Here is a 19,877-nt window from a genome sequence, read left to right on the forward strand (position 1 = left end):
GCGGTCTTTCTCAATATGGAGCAGCCATTCAGACCATGATTATGCGAGATCAAAATATTCGCCCAGCCGCTGCGTCAGTATTTCCTGATGCTTCAACAAGGTTTTTCCTTTTTCATCCAGCCAGCCAGCCAGCCAGCCAGCCAGCCAACTGTACATGTTGCGACTCTGACGGCGTTTCATAATAACGATTAACTCTGGCATTACAGCGAATCAGCCCCTCCTGTGTAAACCTCCCATTATCCACGGCCACATTAGTCAGCAGGAATATAAGGCAATCCCAGAGGCTCAAACGTTGGGCCAGAGAAAAATAAATCATGCTGTGTGGTACAGAAGGTAAGACCGCAATACAGTGCTGTAAATTGTTCTGCGTAAGGTAAAGTTTTAACTTCACTATCTGTCTGCACGCCAGTCTCGCAATGGAATATGACGGGTTGGTCAGCGCGCCCATCAGATATTCACGGGATCCTTCCTGCAAATTGCGGACAACCACCTGCAATGCGGTGCACCTTTCTGCAATCCTGCAGGAAGGATTGTTGAAAACGGTGAGAAAGTACCCGGTTGGCGAAATCCCGTCAGCCAGAAGCAACCTGGCAGCCCGTATTCGCACCAGTTCGTTTTTGTCGGTCAGTAACGGCACAATTAACTGCGGCGGGACAGCGCGTTTATGGTCAATAATATACTGCAAAGCTAATTGCTTAACGGGTGCATAGCTCTCTCTGAATAATTCGGTCAGGATATCCTGGCTGATCCCCTCTGTATGGGTAATTATCGCCTCTGCCGCTAAAAATCTGATCGCCGCATTTTGCTGATTTTCACCTGATGCCAGATAATTTCTGGCGTGTAAAGCTGTTGTTCCTGCAGTACCTGAAGCGTGATTTTAGCCACATGCTTATTATGTGAATTTAAGCCAGTAAACAGCGCGTCCCGGTTTTCTGCTTGTGTTAAAAAAAGAAGGCAAGGTGCTGACTTCATGCATCAGCCCCAGACAAAGCACTGCACGCTGGCGGATCCGGCCATTATGATGACGGGTGAGCTGCTCAAGTTTCTTCACCGGATCCTGTTCTGTCCTGACCCATAACCCGTCGTCACGATTAGTGGGTTCTTCCATCAGTGCATCCAACTGACGCCGTATAAAATACTCCGATGCCATTTAGCCTCCTGATTGCCTGGCAGAATAAGTTGATCGCTGCAGCTTGCGATCGCCAGCAAATATTATCAACAACAAAAGAGAGTTAATAATCGTAAACTGACGATAACCATTAAGTTATTAATGTCAAAACTGAGACATCAGTATAAAAAATTATTCTTCAGTGCCTTTGTTTCAGCTCTAATATCCGGTAATTGCACTTTTGTTGCTACATTTTAAACGGACAATTTGTTCACTTATGGCTGAAGGAAAACTATTTTGGATAATCTGAAGAAGATCACCAGACTTTCGATCTGGAACATCCTCTTTGCCTTAGCATTGCTGCTGTTCGGGCTGGCGATGGCAATTGGCGGCGGCTGGCTGGCCGCACTGGGAGGAAACTGATATTACGTGCTCGCCGGAGCAGGCTGCCTGATTGCCGGTGCGCTGATCCTGATGAAGCGCACCAGCGGCGTTTACTGGTTTGCGCTGGTGTTTATTGGCACCCTGATCTGGACAATTCAGGAATCCGGCCTTGATTACTGGCGCTGGGTTCCCCGCTTCGACGTGATGCTGCTGCTGGGTGTGGTGTTTGCCTTCCAGCTACCAACTCTGCGTCCGGGCACAAGCCGCAAAGCTTCCCGCTTGCTGGGCAGCGTATTTATCCTGGCCTTTATCGTCGCTGCCGCGCTACCGTTTGCCCCGCTCAACGTTACGCCAGCAAACAATGTGCCCGCCGCAGGCGAAGCCACATTTGCCACAGACACCGGCAGTGGTAAAGCCTCCACGCCCGATCGAGGCGACTGGTATACCTACGGAGGATCGCTGGCTTCACAGCGCTTTGCTCAGGCCTCACAGATTACGCCAGAGAACGTAAAAGATCTGAAACTCGCCTGGCAATTCCGCACGGGAGATATCCCGAAAGCGCGCTGGGGCGGCGAGAATACCCCCATCAAAATTGGCGATACGCTTTATACCTGTACCCCGCATAACCAGGTTTTTGCCCTCGATGCCGCCACCGGCAAAGAGAAGTGGCATTTTGATCCGAAAGTCAGCGACAAATCCATTCCCTATACCGCTGCCTGCCGCGGGCTGACCTGGTTTGATGCGCAGACCAACAGCCACGTCTCAACCGGACAGGACAACAGCAATGTCGTGGCGACCAGCCGTTCACAGGACAATAATGCTGACTGCAACCAGCGGATTATCTTGGGCACACTGGATGGTCGCGTGATTGAACTGAATGCCAAAACCGGGGAAATCTGCCAGAACTTTGGCGATCGGGGCACGGTTAAAATCACCGATGATATGGGCGAAGTTTACGAGGGCTATGTGGCGATTAACTCCGCACCAGTGGTTATTCGCGATACGCTGGTGGTTGCCCATCAGGTGATTGACGGCCAGCGTGCTTTTGGGCCGCCAGGGGTGATCAAAGCTTACGATGTCCGCACCGGCCAGCTGAAATGGGCCTGGGATGCAGCGTCACCGGACACCAGCGCGCCGAAGAAAGGTCCGGATGCCTGGAAAAAAGGCTCTCCTGACGTCTGGACCTCTTTCACCGGAGACGACAAGCTGGGTCTGGTGTACCTGCCGTTCGGTAACGCCTCCGGGGATTACTGGAGCAGAACCCGTACCGATGCGGAAAATAAATACGCCGTGACGCTGACCGCGCTAAATATCGAAACCGGTTTGCCTGCATGGTCATTCCAGACAGCGCATAAGGATGTCTGGGATTACGATCAGGGCTCGCAGCCTACTCTGTTCGATTATCCGGATAAAGACGGCAGCAAAACGCCCGCAATGATCGTGCCGACCAAGCAGGGGGAAATTTACATCCTGGATCGCCGTACCGGCAAATCCCTGTTTGGTGTGGAAGAGAGACCAGTACCGGGCGGTGGCATGGAGCCAGAGTCCCGTTCACCTACCCAACCTTATTCAGCCTTCCACCACCTCAGCAAGCCCGATCTGACGCCGAAGGATATGTGGGGCCTGACGCCAATCGACCAGTTGGTCTGTCGCATTCAGTTCCAGAAGGCGAGCTACAAGGGGCAATACACGCCACCGCTGGCTGAACGGCATACCATTGAATATCCGGGCTATAACGGCGGCTCCGACTGGGGCAGCGTGTCATTCGATCCAACCCGGGGAATCATTATTGCTAACTACAATGATATGCCCAACTACAACATCCTGGTTCCCCGCGCCAAAGCGGACGCCATGGGCTGGAAGCCGCGCGATCTGATCCCCTACAACCCGCACGATACCGGCCATGCTGAAGGGGCTGGCGATCCTCAATTCGGTGTCCCTTATGCCGTTAACGTGAATGCGGGCTGGCGACTGAAATACACCGGCATGCTGTGTAAGGAACCGCCTTACGGTGGTATCCGCGCTATTGATGTACGGGATGGCCGGACGCTGTGGGATCGTCCTTTGGGGACCGCTCGTCGCAACGGGCCTTTCGGTATCCCGACCGGCCTGCCGATCAATATTGGCACACCGAACAACGGCGGATCGGTGGTCACTTCAGGCGGGCTGATCTTTGTGGCAGCCGCCACGGATGATCTGATCCGGGCGATTGATATCAAAACCGGTAAAACGGTATGGAGCACACCGTTACCCGCTGGCGGCCAGGCTAACCCAATGATCTACACCCAGAATGGACGGGAGTATCTGGTGATTGTCGCAGCCGGACATCACTTTATGGAAACGCCTCCGGGCGATTACGTACTGGCTTACGCCCTGCCGAACACTCAGTAAAGTCAGGTCTCAGTGCCTTCGCGAGGAGGGGCTAAGGCCTGTTGGTCTGGAGTAAACCCCGGCAGAAAGCCGGGGTTATGGGAGGATTCAGAACTGGTACGAAACGTTGACCGAGTAATTACGGGGTTCGCCATAAACGACATAGTCGCTGGCATAAGCGTAATAGTCGCGGTCAAACAGGTTGTTAATATTAGCCTGCACTGCCAGCTGTTTCGTCACCTGATAACGACCAAACAGGTTTGCCATCGGGTAGCTACCCTGATAAACGCGATGCGTTTCGCCATCCGGCCCGATTGCATCCTGGAAGGTCCGGTTCTGCCAGTTCACGCCACCGCCCAGCGTCAGTTGTGGCAGCATCGGTAGTTGATAGCGGGTGAAGAATTTCAGTGAGGTTTGCGGCATGTTGCTGTTGAAGCGGCCAGTGGAATCCTTCGCCACATAGCGTGTTGCACCGAATGTCATCTGCCAGTTATCGGTAACCGCGCCGTTCAGCTCAAACTCAGCCCCTCTGCTGACTGCGCCTTTTGCCGCGTAATAAGCCTGTTCACTGGAGCCGTTAACAAAGTTATCGCCATCCTCCTGCCCGACGTTATCCTGCTCAATACGGAACACGGCAAAGGTTGCCGTCAGCCGTCCATCCATCCAGTCCGACTTCAGGCCGCTTTCGTAGTTTTTCCCGGTGATCGGCGCAAGATAGCCTCCGTTACGATCGCGTTCAGTTTGCGGTTGGAAGATGGAGGTGTAACTGGCGTAGGCAGACCAGGCTTCATTGATGTCATACACTAACCCGCCATAAGGGGTGATGTTATTTTTGGCCATATCACCGCTGCTGCCAATAGTGCTCCACTGCGTATAACGGGCACCCAAAATCAGCGACAGCGGATCGGCCAACGACAGACGTGCTGCCGTGTAGGCAGATTTCTGCCGCACCACATCATCCGCGTTCAGATACCAGTCCCCCCAGCCAGGCTCTGCCACATCCCCCTTCCAGTCGTTGAAACTCAATGTCTCATCGTCGTTATAAGCCCCATCGGAACTGTAAGTGGCGTTATGCTGGCGGCTGTAACTGACCCCGGCCATCAGCTCGTGCTGGCGTCCAAAGAGTTCAAACGGACCGCTGGCGTAGCTATCAATCGAATCCAGCTTCCGTTTACCCCGGTCCAGACTGCCAATGCCGGTGATGCCTTCTCCGGTGACAACATCCGGAAAACCTTCCAGATAAAGAAGCTTGTCATTAAAAGTCTCCTCCGCATGAGTGCCATTCATGCGGAATACCCAGCCGTTAGTGAAGTTATGCGTGATGTTGGCAAACACTTTTCGTGAATTGGTGCTGTAACGGGTCCAGTCTGCCGATTCGTTGGTACCGCGCCCATAGTGAGTGCGAAGGCCGTTACTGTACCAGGTGGGTAAGCCGCCCCACGTCGGGTTGCTGGTCTGGTTATCCTGATAGTCATAGCCCAGCGACAGCGTGGTGTTATCCGTCACGTCGGCATCCAGCACGCCGTAAAGGAATTTTTTGGTTTTGTGGTAACGATCCAGCGAACCATCCTGATCCTGATAACCAGCCACCACCCTGCCGCGCACGGTGCCAGATTCATTCAGCGGTCCGGAGACATCAGCCATATAGCGTTGATGGTTCCAGCTGCCATATTCCGCACTGACGTTGCCGGTGAACTCACGGCTGTCGGCATGTTTGCGCACCATATTCACCGAAGCTGCCGGGCTGCCTGCACCGGTCATCAGGCCGGTCGCGCCACGCACCACTTCAATGCGGTCGTAAATCGCCGTGTCCTCTGCGGCATCACCGTAGTTCCAGGTATCGCTGACCGAACTGGGAATGTCGTCATAGGTGAAACTGCTGATCTGGAAACCCCTGGCGAAATACGAGGAGCGTTCGCTGTCAACAAGCTCGGTTCCGATCCCGGTGGTGTTATCCAGCACGTCTCCTACCGATTGCAGGTTTTGATCCTGCATTCGCTGTTTGGTGACCACGCTCAGCGATTGCGGAACATCACGAGGTGTCATCAACATTTTCGTGCCAGCACGGGTTATTTTGACGGCGTAATCCTGCTGCGTCGTGAAGGCATCATCAGTCGTGGCATCGACCACCAGCTCCTGCTGTAACGTCGGCGTTTTGCTGTCAGAACTGGCTTCCGCAGCCAGCGCGGGAAAAGGAGTAACAGCAACATGAATCACCCACGCCAGCACGGAAACAGTAAACGTTTTCTGGCCCCATGACGCACAATTAACCGCGCCATTTTCCCTGCGATAAGAAGGCATTAACACTTCCCCTGAAGAATCATTGTTTTTATTGAATGAGAATGTTAATAATACTCATTTGCTTTTTAATAACTCCAAAAGATTCTGCAATACATATGTAACAACCTGTGTTTACACGTTTAATTATTGATGGGGTACAGAATGAAATCTTTCAGTCCGCGCAAAGCCGCGGTTGCTCTCGCGGTAGTGGCGGCCTTCAGCCTGACGGCGTGTCAGGCTCCGGCGACAAAAGCGCAGGCTCCTGCCGCTGTTCAGAAGCCGGTTGAAACTCAGGTTTCCCAACGGGAGTTAGGTGACGGGCTGTATGAGATGGCCTATTCACCCGAAGCCAAAGCGCTGTATGTTGCCAGCGCACAGGGGTTCAAAGACGTAAATGGCGGTATGCTTTATCGCCTCAATCCCACCACGCTGGAGACTCTGGGCGAAACGCATACCGACCTGAAAAACTTCGCGATGGCAACCGATCCGGATGGCAGCGTGTTTTACACTACCAACACACTCGATGGCGGCATCTCGAAAGTGGATGCTAAAAGCGGCAAGGTGCTGCAGCGCCTGATGTTCACAGAGAAAGGCAAAGATGGCGATCCGTTAGGCGCACGTGAAATCTTCCTGCATCAGGGCCAGCTGTATATCGGCGGCGTGGGCGACCCGGCGATTATCTGGGTGGTGGATGCGAAAACCCTGAAATTGAAAAAGACCATTAAAAACGCCGGAAAGTGGGTAACGGGGATCATTTATTCTCAGGTGACTGACCGTATTTATGCGGCCAATGGCGGCGGAGAAATTCTGGCTATCAATCCGCGCAGTCACCGTATTGAGAAGCGCTGGACCCCGGATGATGGCAAAGCTTACCTGTTCCTGAATCTGGCGGAAGACCCGGAAACCGGCCGTTTGTTCGTGACCGATGATTCTAAAGCGAAAACCACGCTGGTCTTCGATGAACGCAGCGGCAAAGTGGTCAAACGCCTGCCGGGTGACGCGCTGGGCATCAAGTTCAACGCCAGACGCCACGAGCTGTACATCAGCCAGCGTGAGTCAAAGAAAGTCTTGCAGCTGGACGCCACCACCTACGCGGTGAAAAACAGCTGGTCCTTCGACAGTCACCCGAACAGCCTGCTGGTGTCAGACGACGGCCAGACGCTGTATGTCACCGTGAAGCAGGACTTCAACAAGGACAACTCAACCAAAGGCCCGGACAGTATTGCCCGCATTTCTTTGCAATAAATGGGTTGTGAGTTTTGAACAGGGACGCACTGGCGTCCCTTTTTTCCCTTTTTAAAATGGAGAACCGGGAAGCCGTATTCCCTGCTTATCTACCTCAGTTAATGATGCAGCATTTCATCGACAACCTGAGCTTTCGTTAACTGATAAGGGTACCAGGTCGGCCAGTTATCCATTTCCTTTAGCAAGTCTTCCTGAGAGCTGTTTCCCATAAAGAGATGGAAGTGAGCAGATTTGCGTGGGGCAATGGTGTGATCGCTGAACTGGACATATTTAGGCGCTTTACTGCCAGGATCCTGACATTCAAAAAGGTATCGAACCCCTTTTTTACCAGACAGGTAGGTAAGAATTTTGCGTCCGGCGTACTTATATTTACAGGAACTGATGCGATTCCCTACGTAAAATTCCATCACGCCGTTTTCGATACCAATGGCATTAATCTCTGTCTTATACCCTTTGCGGTAATACTCTTTGATTTCTTCAAACGTTTTGCTCTTATCCATTTTCGCTTTCTTTTTGAAAACGGGGTCAAGATCGCCGTTTATGAGTAGAGGATACACCGACTCCCACATCCCATCCCAATCAGTCAGGCTCCTGTCTTTAACTTGCCGATCGGCAAATTCCCCATCAGCGGCCTTCTGTTCTGTTTCCGTCAGGGGTTGACCATGAGAGTGATGCCCATGGGCGAGCGCTTGCCCGCTAACCATCACCATCCCCAACGCCAATACCCACTTTCCATAATGACCAGACAAAATAAGATCCTCCTGTACAGATTGAAATTTAATGTTACGTTATAACATAACTATTTTCAATATTGAACGGGTGAAGAAATTCGGGAGTAATGGGTGCAGCCGAAAAGTTCGAGGCCGCCCGAAGGCGGCCTCTTAAAATACTGTCCCCACCCGGCGCTTATCTCCGGCACTCTCATTGGCTTAGCTCTTGAAGGGGGCGAAAACAATAGTGCCGGATACCCTGAGATAATTCTTAACATTAATTGCTCTTGTTATTATTAACCTGCTAATCAAAATCATTACTTAGATTTATGAACATGATTCATCAAGCCTATCCTGTTTATGATCATTATCAGTAGCGAGTAAACCGATAAAATTCGCCCTGTCACTTCGATTTTTACGGACAGCTATGCTCAATATCCCTCTCCGGTCAGCGAAAACCTCAGGACTGCCTTTTATTGTCATCCTGAGCGCATTAATGGCAGTCACCTCCCTCTCTACCGATATCTATCTGCCTGCCATGCCGGCTATGGCAAAAGATTTACAGGGCGATGCGGAACTGACAATCACCGGCTTTTTGATCGGCTTTTGCATTGCTCAACTGATTTGGGGACCGATCAGCGATCACTTGGGGCGACGCCTGCCGCTGTTTATTGGCATGGTTTTGTTCGTGGTGGGCGCGGTGGGGTATGCCTTATCAACCGATATCGTGCAAATCGTGTTCTGGCGTGTTTTTCAGGCTTTAGGAGCATGCACCGGCCCGATGCTGGCACGAGCGATGATCCGCGATCTTTTTAGCCGCACCCGTGCAGCGCAAATGCTTTCGACACTGATAATAATAATGGCCATCGCCCCCATCGCCGGACCGCTGATTGGCGGACAAATAATCAAAATCCTGTCGTGGCATACCATTTTCTGGTTGCTGGCGCTCATCGGCACGTTGATGTTTATTTCTTTGTTCTGGCTACCTGAAACATTACCCGAAGACAAACGAGTAAAGGCCTCTTTATCCAGTGCTTTCCGGAATTATTACCGGTTGCTGACTCACACCAGATTTATACGCTTCACGTTATGTCTGGCGTTTTATTACGTCGCGGCTTACGCATTTATTACCGGTTCGCCTTTTGTCTATATCACTTATTTTGGTATCGGGCCGCAATATTACGGCTGGCTGTTTGCCCTCAATATCATTGGGCTGATGGGGATGAGCCTGGTCAACAGACGTCTGGTTCAGCGATATCCGCTGGAAACATTGCTTAAATACGCCGTGCTTACCGCAGCATCAGCCGCAGTCGTTCTCGCTGTTGCCGCAAAACTGAATTACGGCGGCGTGCTGTTCATTATCGTCCCGGTGTTCATTTTCTTTTCAATGAACGGGATCAATGCTGCAACCTCAACGGCTTGCGCACTTGACGCTGCGCCAGACGTCGCCGGTTCTGCTTCGGCGCTGGTGGGATCGCTGCAGTATGGCAGCGGCATTATCTCTTCGTTGTTACTGGCCCTCCTCAGCGATGGCACGCCGTGGACAATGGGCTGGATAATAGCCTTATTTGCGGTAGCCAGGCGCTTGAAACAGTGAAAATCGTCGGCGATCGTTATCCGGCATCTTTACAGGCTCGCGTGGGTCGTTGACACTTAAGTTGGCTTGCGGGCTTCCCGAGGAAAGATCGGCAATTCGTTGAAGTTTTCTTTCATCATCAGCGATAATTGCGGTTTGCTTTTTCACTGGGAAAAGAATGAGCGACTTGCAACAACGCAGGCACGCCCGCAAGCGGCCGATGAAACTCAGTACCTCGGTCACGCTGATGGTCAGCAGCGTAATTGTTTCGGTACTGGTGGTGGTCTGCGCGCTGTTCTTTGTGCAGATCAGCCATGCCACCCGCGATGGGGTGAAGGCAGCCGCTTTCGCCGTGGCCAGAACGCTGGCCGACGACCCCATGGTGAAGCAGGGCCTGGTTTACCCTCCCGACAGAAATCTTATCCAGCCAGTAGCCAGCCGCATACAGCAGCGTAACAACCTGCTGTTTGTGGTGGTGACCAATATGGACGGCATCCGTTACTCCCACCCTGATTCCGGTATTATCGGCGCTCATTTCATTGGCGACGATATCAACCCCGCGCTGGCGGGCTCAGAGAATGTTTCCGTTAACCGCGGCACGCTGGATGAGGCGATGCGCGTGTTCACGCCGGTCTATAACGATCGGCAACAGCAAATCGGCGTGGTCTCGGTCGGCATTTCCCTGAACAAAGTGGCTGAGCAGATTAACCGCAGCCGCTGGAACGTGCTGTGGATAGTGCTTTTCAGCGCACTGGTCGGCACGTTGGGCATCTGGGCGCTGGTCCGGGTGCTGAAGCGCATTCTGTTCGGCTTTGAACCCTATGAAATCTCCTCCCTGTTTGAGCAACGCCAGGCGATGCTGCAATCACTGAAAGAAGGCGTGATTGCGGTAGATCGTGACGGGCATGTGACCCTGATAAACCATGCTGCCCGCAAGATGCTGCTCTCCCCTGATGACCTGCTGGCAGGAAAACGGGTGGAACCGGGGCCGCTGGTTGCCACACTGGGTGAAGTGGTGCGTACCGGCAAACCGGTGCAGGATCGGGAAATCAGCAGCTATGGCCGACTGTTTTTGTGCAATATCCTGCCGGTCCGCAGTAATAACCAGGTGATTGGTGCCATCAGTACTTTCCGCGACAAGACTGAGATCCGCCTGCTGATGCAGCGGCTTGATGGGATGGTCAGCTATGTGGATGCATTGCGCGAGCGCTCTCACGAATTTATGAATAAGCTGCACGTCATCCTTGGCCTGCTGCACATGAAAAATTATCCCAAGCTGGAGGATTACATCCTGCAGACTGCCAATAACTATCAGGAAGAGATCGGCGCGCTGCAGCACAAAATCAGATCGCCGGTGATTGCCGGTTTCCTGCTGGGCAAAATGAACCGCGCAAAGGAGACTGGTCATCTGTTGACGCTGGCCGAGGAGTGCCTGGTACCCGATAACCCCAACGAGCAGCAGGTTGCGGTGCTGATCACCGTGCTGGGTAACCTGATTGAGAATGCGCTGGAGGCGATGGCGGCCCAGTCTGATGGCGAAGTCAGTGTGCTGCTGCATTATCATAACGGCTGGCTGGGCTGCGAAGTCAGCGATGACGGGCCAGGCATTGCGCCTGAGCATATCCGGACTATTTTTGACAAAGGCTTTACCACCAAAGGCGGCGAACACGGCGTTGGCCTGACGCTGGCGAGGCAGCAAGCGGAGGATCTCGGCGGCAGTATCGCGGTGGAATCCGAGCCGGGTGTGTTTACCCAATTTTTTGTCCAGTTACCCTGGGACAGTGAAAGGAAGAGTGCGTGATTAATGTATTAATAGTTGATGATGATGCCATGGTCGCCGAGCTAAACCGCGTCTATGTCAGTCAGATCCCGGGTTTTAGCTGCTGTGGGCATGCCGCCACTCTCCTGCAGGCTGAAACGATGATTAACGATCCGTCGATGAGCATCGATCTGATCCTGCTGGATGTCTATCTGCAACAGGATAACGGTCTGGATCTGCTGCCGATCCTGCGGGCCGCAGCCAGTACCATTGACGTGATTGTGATCTCTTCCGCCTCTGATGCCGCAACCGTGCAGAAATCGATGCATTACGGCGTGGTCGATTACCTGATCAAACCGTTCCAGTTCCCCCGCTTTGAAGAGGCGCTGACCAGCTGGCGTGAGAAGAAAAACCTGAAAGGATCGCATCAGTATTACGAACAGGCTGATGTCGATCGTCTGATGCACGGAGGCGCACCCGTGGTGGCCGATGCCCGTCGGCTGCCAAAAGGACTGACTCCGCAAACGCTGCGCACCCTTTGCCAGTGGATTGATGCGCATCCGGCGACGGAATTTTCAACCGATGAGCTGGCAAACTCGGTGAATATCTCGCGGGTATCCTGCCGTAAGTACCTGATCTGGCTTGCGCAGATCAACATTCTGTTCACCAGCGTGCACTATGGCCTGACCGGAAGACCGGTCTATCATTATCGCCTGCAGGCGGAGCACCACGACCTGCTTAAGCAGTACTGCCAGTGACCAAACGGTAGTCAAAATCCCGCAGGGTAAAGCTGAACTGGCTGGCGGAGGAGAAGATCACCTCGCGTTGCTTAGTGACAAAAATCGCCTCAATACCGGGCTGATGCCTGAGCAACGCACAGCCCTTCTCCACGCCCATGCCGTAAATCAACGTGGTCCAGATATCGCCATCCAGTGAGTCGGTGGAAATAATGGTCACGCTGTCCAGCTCGTTATCCAGCGGGTAGCCGGTTCGCGGATCGAGGATATGGTGATATCGTCGGCCATCCTGCTCAAAATACCGTTCATAAACGCCCGAGGTCACCACCGATTTGTTCTCCACGGTGATAGCTCCCACCAGCGCATCCGCCTCGCCGAACGGTTTCTTCAGCCCTACCGTCCAGCCTCCGGGTGGTGAACCCAGCGTCTGAACGTTGCCACCAAGATTGATCAGCGCCTGCTCAACGCCCTGCAACTTAAGATAGTCTCGCACCCTGTCGGCAATAAAACCTTTGGCTATCGCGCCAAGGTCGATCTCCATATCGGGCTGAGTCAGAAAAACCGTTCCTGCTTCGTCATCCAGTATCACCTGCTCTGGCCGGGTGCGGGGCAGTAAAGTGGCAATCTCTCCGGCAGGTGGCACGCTGTCTCCCTTAAAACCAATCCGCCAGCGCTTCACCAGTGGCCCGATGGTCAGGTTGAAACAGCTGTCCTTCACGAGGCTGGCTGCCAGCGCACAGCGGATCAATTCAAAAACTGGCGCACTCACCGTAACCGGCGCACGGCCCGCCGCGTGATTAATATTCATCACTTCGGACTGAGCGCGGTTGACGGTCAGCAGATCTTCATACTGTTTGATTAAACGGAATACCTGAGAGGCAAGCGCCTGATTGTTATCGAACAATTTCAACAGGATGGGCGAACCCATTAAGACGGCGGAATACCCATAAACATGACTGCCGGAAGACATAACGGGCTCCTTTGAATTGACGCCCCGGCAAGATGAGTCCGGGGCGTTGAGGACTTAACGTTTTGCGCGGCTGGCCGCCTGATGGCCCGCAAGGGTGCCAAAGATAATAATATCGGCTACGGCATTTCCGCCAATACGGTTACCGCCGTGGATACCACCAACCACTTCGCCAGCGGCGTAAGCACCCGGGATGATCTGGCGCTGGTTATCCAGCACGGCTGTTTCGGTATTCACAGTCACGCCGCCCATGGTGTGGTGAACGCCCGGTGCGATTTGGATCGCGTAAAACGGGCCTTCTTTTACCGGGTTGCGCATAGCAGTCTTACGGCCAAACTCTTCGTCGTGCTGCTGCTCAACAAAACCATTGTAGCGCTCCAGCGTCGCCAGGAAGTGATGACGATCCATTCCCAGCTTATCCGCCAGTTCGCGAGGCGAAGCCGCACTGACCACAAAGCCTTTGGCGATGTACTCATCGGCAGCTTTATTTTTCGTCCGCACATTTTCATCGAACACGATGTAAGCGTATTTCTCCGGCAACGCGATAATCTGCGCCGACACTTTATCGCGGGTTTCCATCTCATTGTAGAAGCGGTTGCCCTGCTGATTCACCAGAATAGCGCCACCGCCACGAATGGATTCAGAAATCAGGTAGGAGGTCTTCTGCTCCACCGTTGGGTGGATCTGGATTTCGCCCATATCCACCGTACCCGCACCAATCTGCTCCAGCAACGCAATACCGCCGCCGGTTGCGCCTTTATGGTTGGTGGTGACAAAGCCTGCCAGGTCGGGACGATATTTCACCACCATCTGGCTGTTGGCGCTGAAGCCGCCGGTCGCCACGATAATGCTTTTGGTGCGGATAGTCTGCTGTTCGTTTTCATCATTCAGCACGCTGACGCCGCAAACTTCACCCTGCTCCATCAAAATCCCGGTCACGGAAGTGTCCAGCATCACCCCGATTTCACGTTTGGCTATGTTACGCACCAGCCCGCTGATCAGGTAGCCGCCGACGGCCGATCCATCTCTCGGACGGTGGGTTCGGTCAATACTCATACCGCCAGTGGTGGTGATATCGTTAAGCATAATGCCGCGGTCGGCAAGCCATTCGATAGCCATCGGCGCATTCTCAACAAAGCGGTGCAGCAGCGCAGCGTTATTTTTGTTTCTGCCGCCCTTCAGCGTTTCGGCATAGAACAGTTCTTTACTGTCATTGATGCCTTTCACCCGCTGGAAGCGCGTTTCGGCGGCGTTCATCCCGGCGGACGCTTTGATGGTATTGCCCCCGATGGAAGGCATTTTCTCCACGATCAGCACGCGGGCCCCTTCATCATGAGCCTGAATGGCTGCGGTCAGGCCTGCGCCACCACTGCCGATAACCACCACATCGAAATCCTGCGGAACAGCGGGATTGCCGCCCTCTTCCACCACCAGCGCCTTGCTGGATTTCACCATCGCTTTGGAGACCGCTTTTTTCACCGCCTCACTTTGTGATGTTGCACCGGAAATCGCATCCACGTGCGGACTGTTGGCATCCAGAATACGGCCACGTATCTCTTGAAAGCTGGTCACGAAGCTGACATCGTCTTCCGGCCCGTCAGTCAGTTCAATCGCCGCAATGCGGTCAGTCTCCAGGCTGACGCTAATCACCAGCTCATTGTCTTCATCCTGTACTTTCTCGATAAAGGTACCGGGTTTAAATTTCGCAGCGGCCATGCTCATGTCGCGGATCATCGCTTCAACCAGCGAAAAACGCCACAGCGGTTCCGGAATGTTCTTCTCTTCCCGCTGGGTGCTGTCGATAAACAGTTCCAGGTTTTCACCGCTGGCGATACGGTCACTCCAGTCGGGATAGGCAATGCAGGCACGACCAACGGCCACCAGGTCATAGCCGTGCTCCATCGCCTGTTCAACATCGGCAGCATTGGCCACGCCGCCCACGCCCATCACCGGGATTTGCGCCAGCGTGTCGGAACGCATCGCGACGTATTTATCGATCAGCGGCGTCGGGTCAGTTGTCTCAACGATGGAGGAACGCAGTGAGTAGCCGACAGAAAAATGGAGATAGTCCAGACCGCGGGCCGCCAGTTTTTCCAGCAGATACAGAGTGTCATCAAAGCGGATGCCGGGAACTTCCATCTCTTCTGGCGAGAAGCGATAGCCAATGATGAAGGCGTCGTCAGCGTGCTGGCGCACCATCTGGTGCGTGATTTCCAGCACCGCCAGAGGGAATTTTGCGCGGTTATCGCGGCTGCCGCCCCATTCGTCATCACGCCGGTTGGAATGAGGAGAGTAGAACTGCTGAATCAGATAGGTGTTGGCCCCGTGAATTTCGACACCGTCGAAGCCCGCCTGAATGGCACGGCGTACGCCTTCACCAAACTTGTTCACCATGCCCACCACTTCTTCCGTGGTTAAGGCTGTGGGCGTGGCAGCGCCATCACGCGGAGCTGCCACTGCACTCGGTGCCACCGGAGTACGGCCACCAATCAGCTTTGGCTCGACCATGCGACCGCCGTGGTAAATCTGCAGGATCGCTTTGGACCCTTTGGCTTTGATTGCTTCCGCAATTTTTGCCAGACCCGCGATTTTTTCATCGTTATCGATGCCGATTGCGCCAGGGAAAGCCAGCCCAAGATCATCAATAAAACAGCATTCCACCACGATGGTGCCAATGCTGCCTGCACGCGCCCGGTAATATTCCACCAGTTCGCTGCTTACCGTCCCGTCAAAATAGCCGGTACAGGTGGTCATCGGTGCCATCAGCAGGCGATTTTTCAGTTCTGTGCCATTCGGTAAAGTGAATGGGCTAAACATAAGCGATTTGCTGCTCATTATTGTCTACTCCAAATTTTATAAAATTTAAATTCAAAATCAGGTTGCCGACACTATTTTTAGTTCTGATTGTTTGTCGTTTGCATGGAATCAATATAATCCTTTTTTTAGTTACTAAAGCATTTACGTTAGTTATAAAACTATTAAAGTGTTTCGGTAACAGGAATACCCCTATCGGATAAATCATTTAAAAATAAAATGTTCACATTCCATTAAATAAAGATAACTTTTATGTTACTTCCAGACTGAAACCTCCCAACCTGCTAAGGACGTAGCCTGCAGCGAGATCCGATCTCTACCCCTACCTCTTTAGGTTGATATAAGAATATTCTTTACCTCTTTATCATGTTCCTCTGAGGCTATTTAACCCAATAAACCTGTCAGGTATTTAAAATAAACAAATTGTGGTCTGATGAGCGTAATTTCTTGATCCTGATCAAATGTCACCCCCCTGAAAAGCGCAGAATATAAATATCATCTTATTTTAATTCACCGCCGGTTTAAGCGATGAATGGCTATTTAATACAACGGCAAATTTCACTTTAAATAAGCAAAGTATCTTTTGAAACTAAAAAAAGTGAAGGCCAGCCGGATAGCGAAAACGAATCTTAAACTACTAGCAGAAGTGTACTATGACTGATAAATCACTCTCTCTACCGCAAAATAAAGCAGGCAATGCAAAGGCGGGTAAGAAAAACCGTCTGGTAATGATGGCGCTGCCCGTTATCGTGGCTTTGCTGTTGCTGTTAGTGCCGGTTCCGGATGGGCTTCCGCCTTATGCGTGGCACTTCTTCGCGATCTTCGTTGGCGTTATCGTTGGCCTGATTTTCGAGCCGCTGCCGGGGGCCGTGGTTGGCCTGACCGGGGTGGTGGTTATCGCGCTGGGCAGTCAGTGGCTGTTATTCAGCCCGGAACAGCTGGCCGATCCGAAATTCAAACTGGCAGGTCAGTCGTTTAAATGGGCGGTCAGCGGCTTCGGTAACTCCACCGTGTGGCTGATTTTCGGTGCCTTCATGTTTGCCGCCGGTTACGATAAAACCCAGTTCGGCCGCCGCCTGGCGCTGATCCTGGTGAAATATCTTGGCCGTCGCAGCCTGACGTTGGGTTACGCCATCACCCTCGCCGACCTGTTGCTGGCCCCGTTCACCCCATCCAACACCGCGCGCAGCGGCGGGACAATTTTCCCGATTATCTCTAACCTGCCGCCGCTGTACGGTTCCAAACCAAACGATCCAAGCGCCCGTAAAATTGGTTCTTACCTGATGTGGGTTGCCATTACTGCAGCCTGTATCACCAGCTCAATGTTCCTTTCCGCACTGGCACCGAACCTGCTGGCGCTGGCGCTGGTGAAAAGCATCGTGGGCATCAACATCTCCTGGGGCATGTGGTTTATTGCCTTCCTGCCGCTGGGCGTACTGCTGATCCTGACCATGCCGCTGCTGGCCTACTGGTTCTATCCGCCGGAAGTGAAAGTGAACGACGAGGTGCCGCTGTGGGCCAGTCGCGAGCTGGAAAAACTGGGCAGAATGTCCCGCAATGAAATCCTGCTGCTGGTGTTCGTCTGCTGTGCGTTGATAATGTGGATCTTCGCCGCCAGCTTTATCGAACCGGCTCTGGCTGCCCTGCTGGTGATTGTGCTGATGCTGTGGACCGGCGTGCTGGAGTGGAACGACATCACCGGTAACAAAGCGGCGTGGAACACTTTCGCCTGGTTTGCAACACTGGTGGCGCTGGCTGACGGCCTCTCTTCCACCGGCTTTATCGGCTGGCTGGGTAAAGAAGGCGGCGCGCTGATGGGCGGTATCTCTCCGGGCGTGGCAACCATTGTTCTGCTGCTGGCGTTCTACCTGCTGCACTATCTGTTTGCCAGCACCACCGCGCATACCACCGCGCTGCTGCCTGCTGTTCTGACCATCGCTTCTACCATTCCAGGCATGAATATGGAAGTGTTCTGTCTGCTGACAGTGACCTCGCTGGGTATTATGGGGATCATTACCCCATACGGGACCGGTCCAAGCCCTATATACTACGGGAGTGGTTATCTGCCGACGAAAGATTACTGGCGGTTGGGTACAATCTTCGGTGCCATTTTCCTTGTCGCCCTGCTGGTGATTGGTTATCCGTGGATGGCAATGATGTTCTGATTAACAACCGTCGGGGAGAGCCCCCCCGGCGGTTAAATTTTAGGAGTAAAAAAGCGATGTCGAACAAACCGTTTTATTACCAGAACCCTTTCCCACTGAAGCATGATGAGACCGAATATTACCTGCTGACCGCCGATCACGTCTCTGAGGCGGAATTTGACGGCCAGCCGGTGCTGAAAGTGGAGCCGGAAGCGCTGACTCTGCTGGCAAAACAGGCCTTCCACGACGCCTCCTTTATGCTCCGTCCGGACCATCAGCAACAGGTTGCCGATATCCTGGATGACCCGGAAGCGAGTGAAAACGATAAGTATGTTGCGCTGCAGTTCCTGCGCAACTCCGAAATTGCCGCCAAAGGCATCCTGCCAACCTGCCAGGATACCGGTACCGCCATCATCATGGGCAAAAAAGGCCAGCGCGTGTGGACTGGGGGCGGCGACGAGGCCGCACTGTCCAAAGGCGTCTATGACACCTTTATCGAAAATAACCTGCGCTACTCTCAAAACGCTGCGCTGGATATGTACAAAGAGGTGAATACCGGCACCAACCTGCCAGCCCAGATCGACCTGTACAGCGTGGATGGCGACGAATACAAGTTCCTCTGCGTGGCTAAAGGCGGCGGTTCAGCCAACAAAACCTATCTTTACCAGGAAACCAAAGCGCTGCTGGCCCCGGGAAAATTGCAGGCGTATCTGGTCGATAAAATGCGGACTCTCGGCACGGCAGCCTGCCCTCCTTATCATGTGGCGTTTGTGATCGGTGGCACCTCGGCGGAAGCGACGCTAAAAGCGGTCAAACTGGCGTCCACGCACTACTATGACGGCCTGCCAACCGAAGGCAACGAACACGGCGTGGCATTCCGCGATGTGCAACTGGAGCAGGAACTGCTGAAAGAAGCGCAGAACCTTGGCCTTGGCGCGCAGTTCGGCGGCAAATACTTCGCCCACGATATCCGCGTGATCCGCTTGCCGCGTCACGGTGCTTCCTGCCCGGTGGGCATGGGCGTTTCCTGTTCCGCCGACCGTAATATCAAAGCGAAGATCAACCGTAAAGGCATCTGGATTGAAAAACTGGAAGATAACCCGGGCAAATTCATCCCGGAAAGCCAGCGTCAGGCAGGTGAAGGCGAAGCGGTGAAGGTTGACCTTAACCGTCCGATGAAAGAGATTCTGGCCCAGCTTTCCGACTTCCCGGTCTCAACCCGCCTGTCGTTGAGCGGCACTATCATCGTTGGCCGTGATATTGCCCACGCCAGGCTGAAAGAGCGTATCGATAACGGCGAAGGCCTGCCGCAGTACATCAAGGACCATCCGATCTACTACGCGGGACCGGCCAAAACGCCGGAAGGTTATGCTTCCGGCTCACTCGGCCCGACCACGGCAGGACGCATGGACTCCTATGTCGATCTGCTGCAATCCCACGGCGGCAGTATGATCATGCTGGCAAAAGGCAACCGCAGCCAGCAGGTGACGGACGCCTGCAAAAAACACGGCGGCTTCTACCTTGGCAGTATCGGCGGCCCGGCAGCGGTGCTGGCGCAGCAGAGCATCAAGAGCCTGGAGTGCGTGGAATACCCCGAGCTGGGGATGGAAGCGATCTGGAAAATCGAGGTGGAGAATTTCCCGGCGTTTATTCTGGTGGATGACAAGGGGAATGACTTCTTCCAGCAGATCAGCGGTCAGTGTGCAAGCTGCCTGAAGTAACACAATCCGGTGATAAAACAGCGGGCGCTTAATGCGCCCGTTTATTATTTCCGTCCGTCAAA

General features: G+C 53.4%; 14 protein-coding genes. 8 read left to right on the top strand and 6 right to left on the bottom strand.

Features of this window, described 5'->3' with window-relative positions; all coding sequences use genetic code 11:
• Window positions 1-112 precede the first annotated feature (112 nt).
• Together GSQ70_RS15655 and GSQ70_RS15660 are read right to left on the bottom strand one after the other, a co-directional pair.
• A complete protein-coding gene (locus GSQ70_RS15655) occupies window positions 113-685 on the bottom strand; it encodes a hypothetical protein (protein WP_158783402.1) in 573 nt (190 codons plus the stop codon).
• A gap of 207 nt (window positions 686-892) precedes the next feature.
• Complete coding sequence (locus tag GSQ70_RS15660; RefSeq protein ID WP_158783403.1) at window positions 893-1,150, bottom strand: hypothetical protein; 258 nt, start codon at window positions 1,148-1,150, stop codon at window positions 893-895.
• Window positions 1,151-1,405: 255 nt separating this feature from the next.
• Here GSQ70_RS15660 and GSQ70_RS26250 point away from each other — a divergent pair, with 255 nt between their 5' ends.
• Together GSQ70_RS26250 and GSQ70_RS15665 are read left to right on the top strand one after the other, a co-directional pair.
• On the top strand, window positions 1,406-1,531 hold the full coding sequence (locus GSQ70_RS26250) for a hypothetical protein (protein ID WP_255455422.1): 126 nt from the start codon (window positions 1,406-1,408) through the stop codon (window positions 1,529-1,531).
• A 6-nt stretch (window positions 1,532-1,537) separates the two neighbouring features.
• A complete protein-coding gene (locus GSQ70_RS15665; protein WP_199257269.1) occupies window positions 1,538-3,883 on the top strand; it encodes a membrane-bound PQQ-dependent dehydrogenase, glucose/quinate/shikimate family in 2,346 nt (781 codons plus the stop codon).
• A gap of 87 nt (window positions 3,884-3,970) precedes the next feature.
• On the opposite strand, the gene fhuE is transcribed toward GSQ70_RS15665, so the two are convergent.
• A complete protein-coding gene (gene fhuE / locus GSQ70_RS15670) occupies window positions 3,971-6,163 on the bottom strand; it encodes a ferric-rhodotorulic acid/ferric-coprogen receptor FhuE (protein WP_158783404.1) in 2,193 nt (730 codons plus the stop codon).
• A 141-nt stretch (window positions 6,164-6,304) separates the two neighbouring features.
• On the opposite strand from fhuE, the gene GSQ70_RS15675 reads away from it, so the two are divergent.
• Complete coding sequence (locus GSQ70_RS15675; RefSeq protein ID WP_158783405.1) at window positions 6,305-7,387, top strand: YncE family protein; 1,083 nt, start codon at window positions 6,305-6,307, stop codon at window positions 7,385-7,387.
• 98 nt (window positions 7,388-7,485) lie between these two features.
• On the opposite strand, the gene zinT is transcribed toward GSQ70_RS15675, so the two are convergent.
• A complete protein-coding gene (gene zinT / locus GSQ70_RS15680; RefSeq protein ID WP_158783406.1) occupies window positions 7,486-8,136 on the bottom strand; it encodes a metal-binding protein ZinT in 651 nt (216 codons plus the stop codon).
• A 388-nt stretch (window positions 8,137-8,524) separates the two neighbouring features.
• Here zinT and GSQ70_RS15685 point away from each other — a divergent pair, with 388 nt between their 5' ends.
• The 3 genes from GSQ70_RS15685 (at window position 8,525) to dcuR (ending at window position 12,190) form a co-directional block, all read left to right on the top strand.
• Window positions 8,525-9,694, top strand: a complete 1,170-nt coding sequence (locus GSQ70_RS15685) for a multidrug effflux MFS transporter (protein WP_158783407.1) — start codon at window positions 8,525-8,527, stop codon at window positions 9,692-9,694.
• Window positions 9,695-9,851: 157 nt separating this feature from the next.
• A complete protein-coding gene (locus tag GSQ70_RS15690; RefSeq protein ID WP_158783408.1) occupies window positions 9,852-11,474 on the top strand; it encodes a sensor histidine kinase in 1,623 nt (540 codons plus the stop codon).
• Entirely contained in the window at window positions 11,471-12,190 is a 720-nt protein-coding gene (gene dcuR, locus GSQ70_RS15695) for a two-component system response regulator DcuR (RefSeq protein ID WP_158783409.1), read from the top strand. The genes GSQ70_RS15690 and dcuR overlap by 4 nt, the downstream gene beginning before the upstream one ends.
• Here dcuR and GSQ70_RS15700 read toward each other — a convergent pair.
• Both GSQ70_RS15700 and GSQ70_RS15705 read right to left on the bottom strand, forming a co-directional pair.
• Window positions 12,171-13,139 (bottom strand): FAD:protein FMN transferase, encoded by a 969-nt coding sequence (locus GSQ70_RS15700; RefSeq protein ID WP_158783410.1) that lies wholly within the window; start codon window positions 13,137-13,139, stop codon window positions 12,171-12,173. The genes dcuR and GSQ70_RS15700 overlap by 20 nt on opposite strands.
• 54 nt (window positions 13,140-13,193) lie before the next feature.
• Window positions 13,194-15,953, bottom strand: coding sequence for a flavocytochrome c (locus GSQ70_RS15705; RefSeq protein ID WP_370521067.1), 2,760 nt, complete (start codon window positions 15,951-15,953; stop codon window positions 13,194-13,196).
• A gap of 650 nt (window positions 15,954-16,603) precedes the next feature.
• Between GSQ70_RS15705 and GSQ70_RS15710 the strand changes: the two genes are divergently transcribed.
• Both GSQ70_RS15710 and fumA read left to right on the top strand, forming a co-directional pair.
• A complete protein-coding gene (locus GSQ70_RS15710; RefSeq protein WP_158783412.1) occupies window positions 16,604-18,115 on the top strand; it encodes an anion permease in 1,512 nt (503 codons plus the stop codon).
• A 56-nt stretch (window positions 18,116-18,171) separates the two neighbouring features.
• Window positions 18,172-19,815, top strand: a complete 1,644-nt coding sequence (gene fumA / locus GSQ70_RS15715; RefSeq protein WP_158783413.1) for a class I fumarate hydratase FumA — start codon at window positions 18,172-18,174, stop codon at window positions 19,813-19,815.
• Window positions 19,816-19,877: the final 62 nt, after the last annotated feature.

The organism is Pantoea sp. BAV 3049, assembly GCF_009765445.1.
Taxonomy (GTDB): Bacteria; Pseudomonadota; Gammaproteobacteria; order Enterobacterales; family Enterobacteriaceae; genus Erwinia.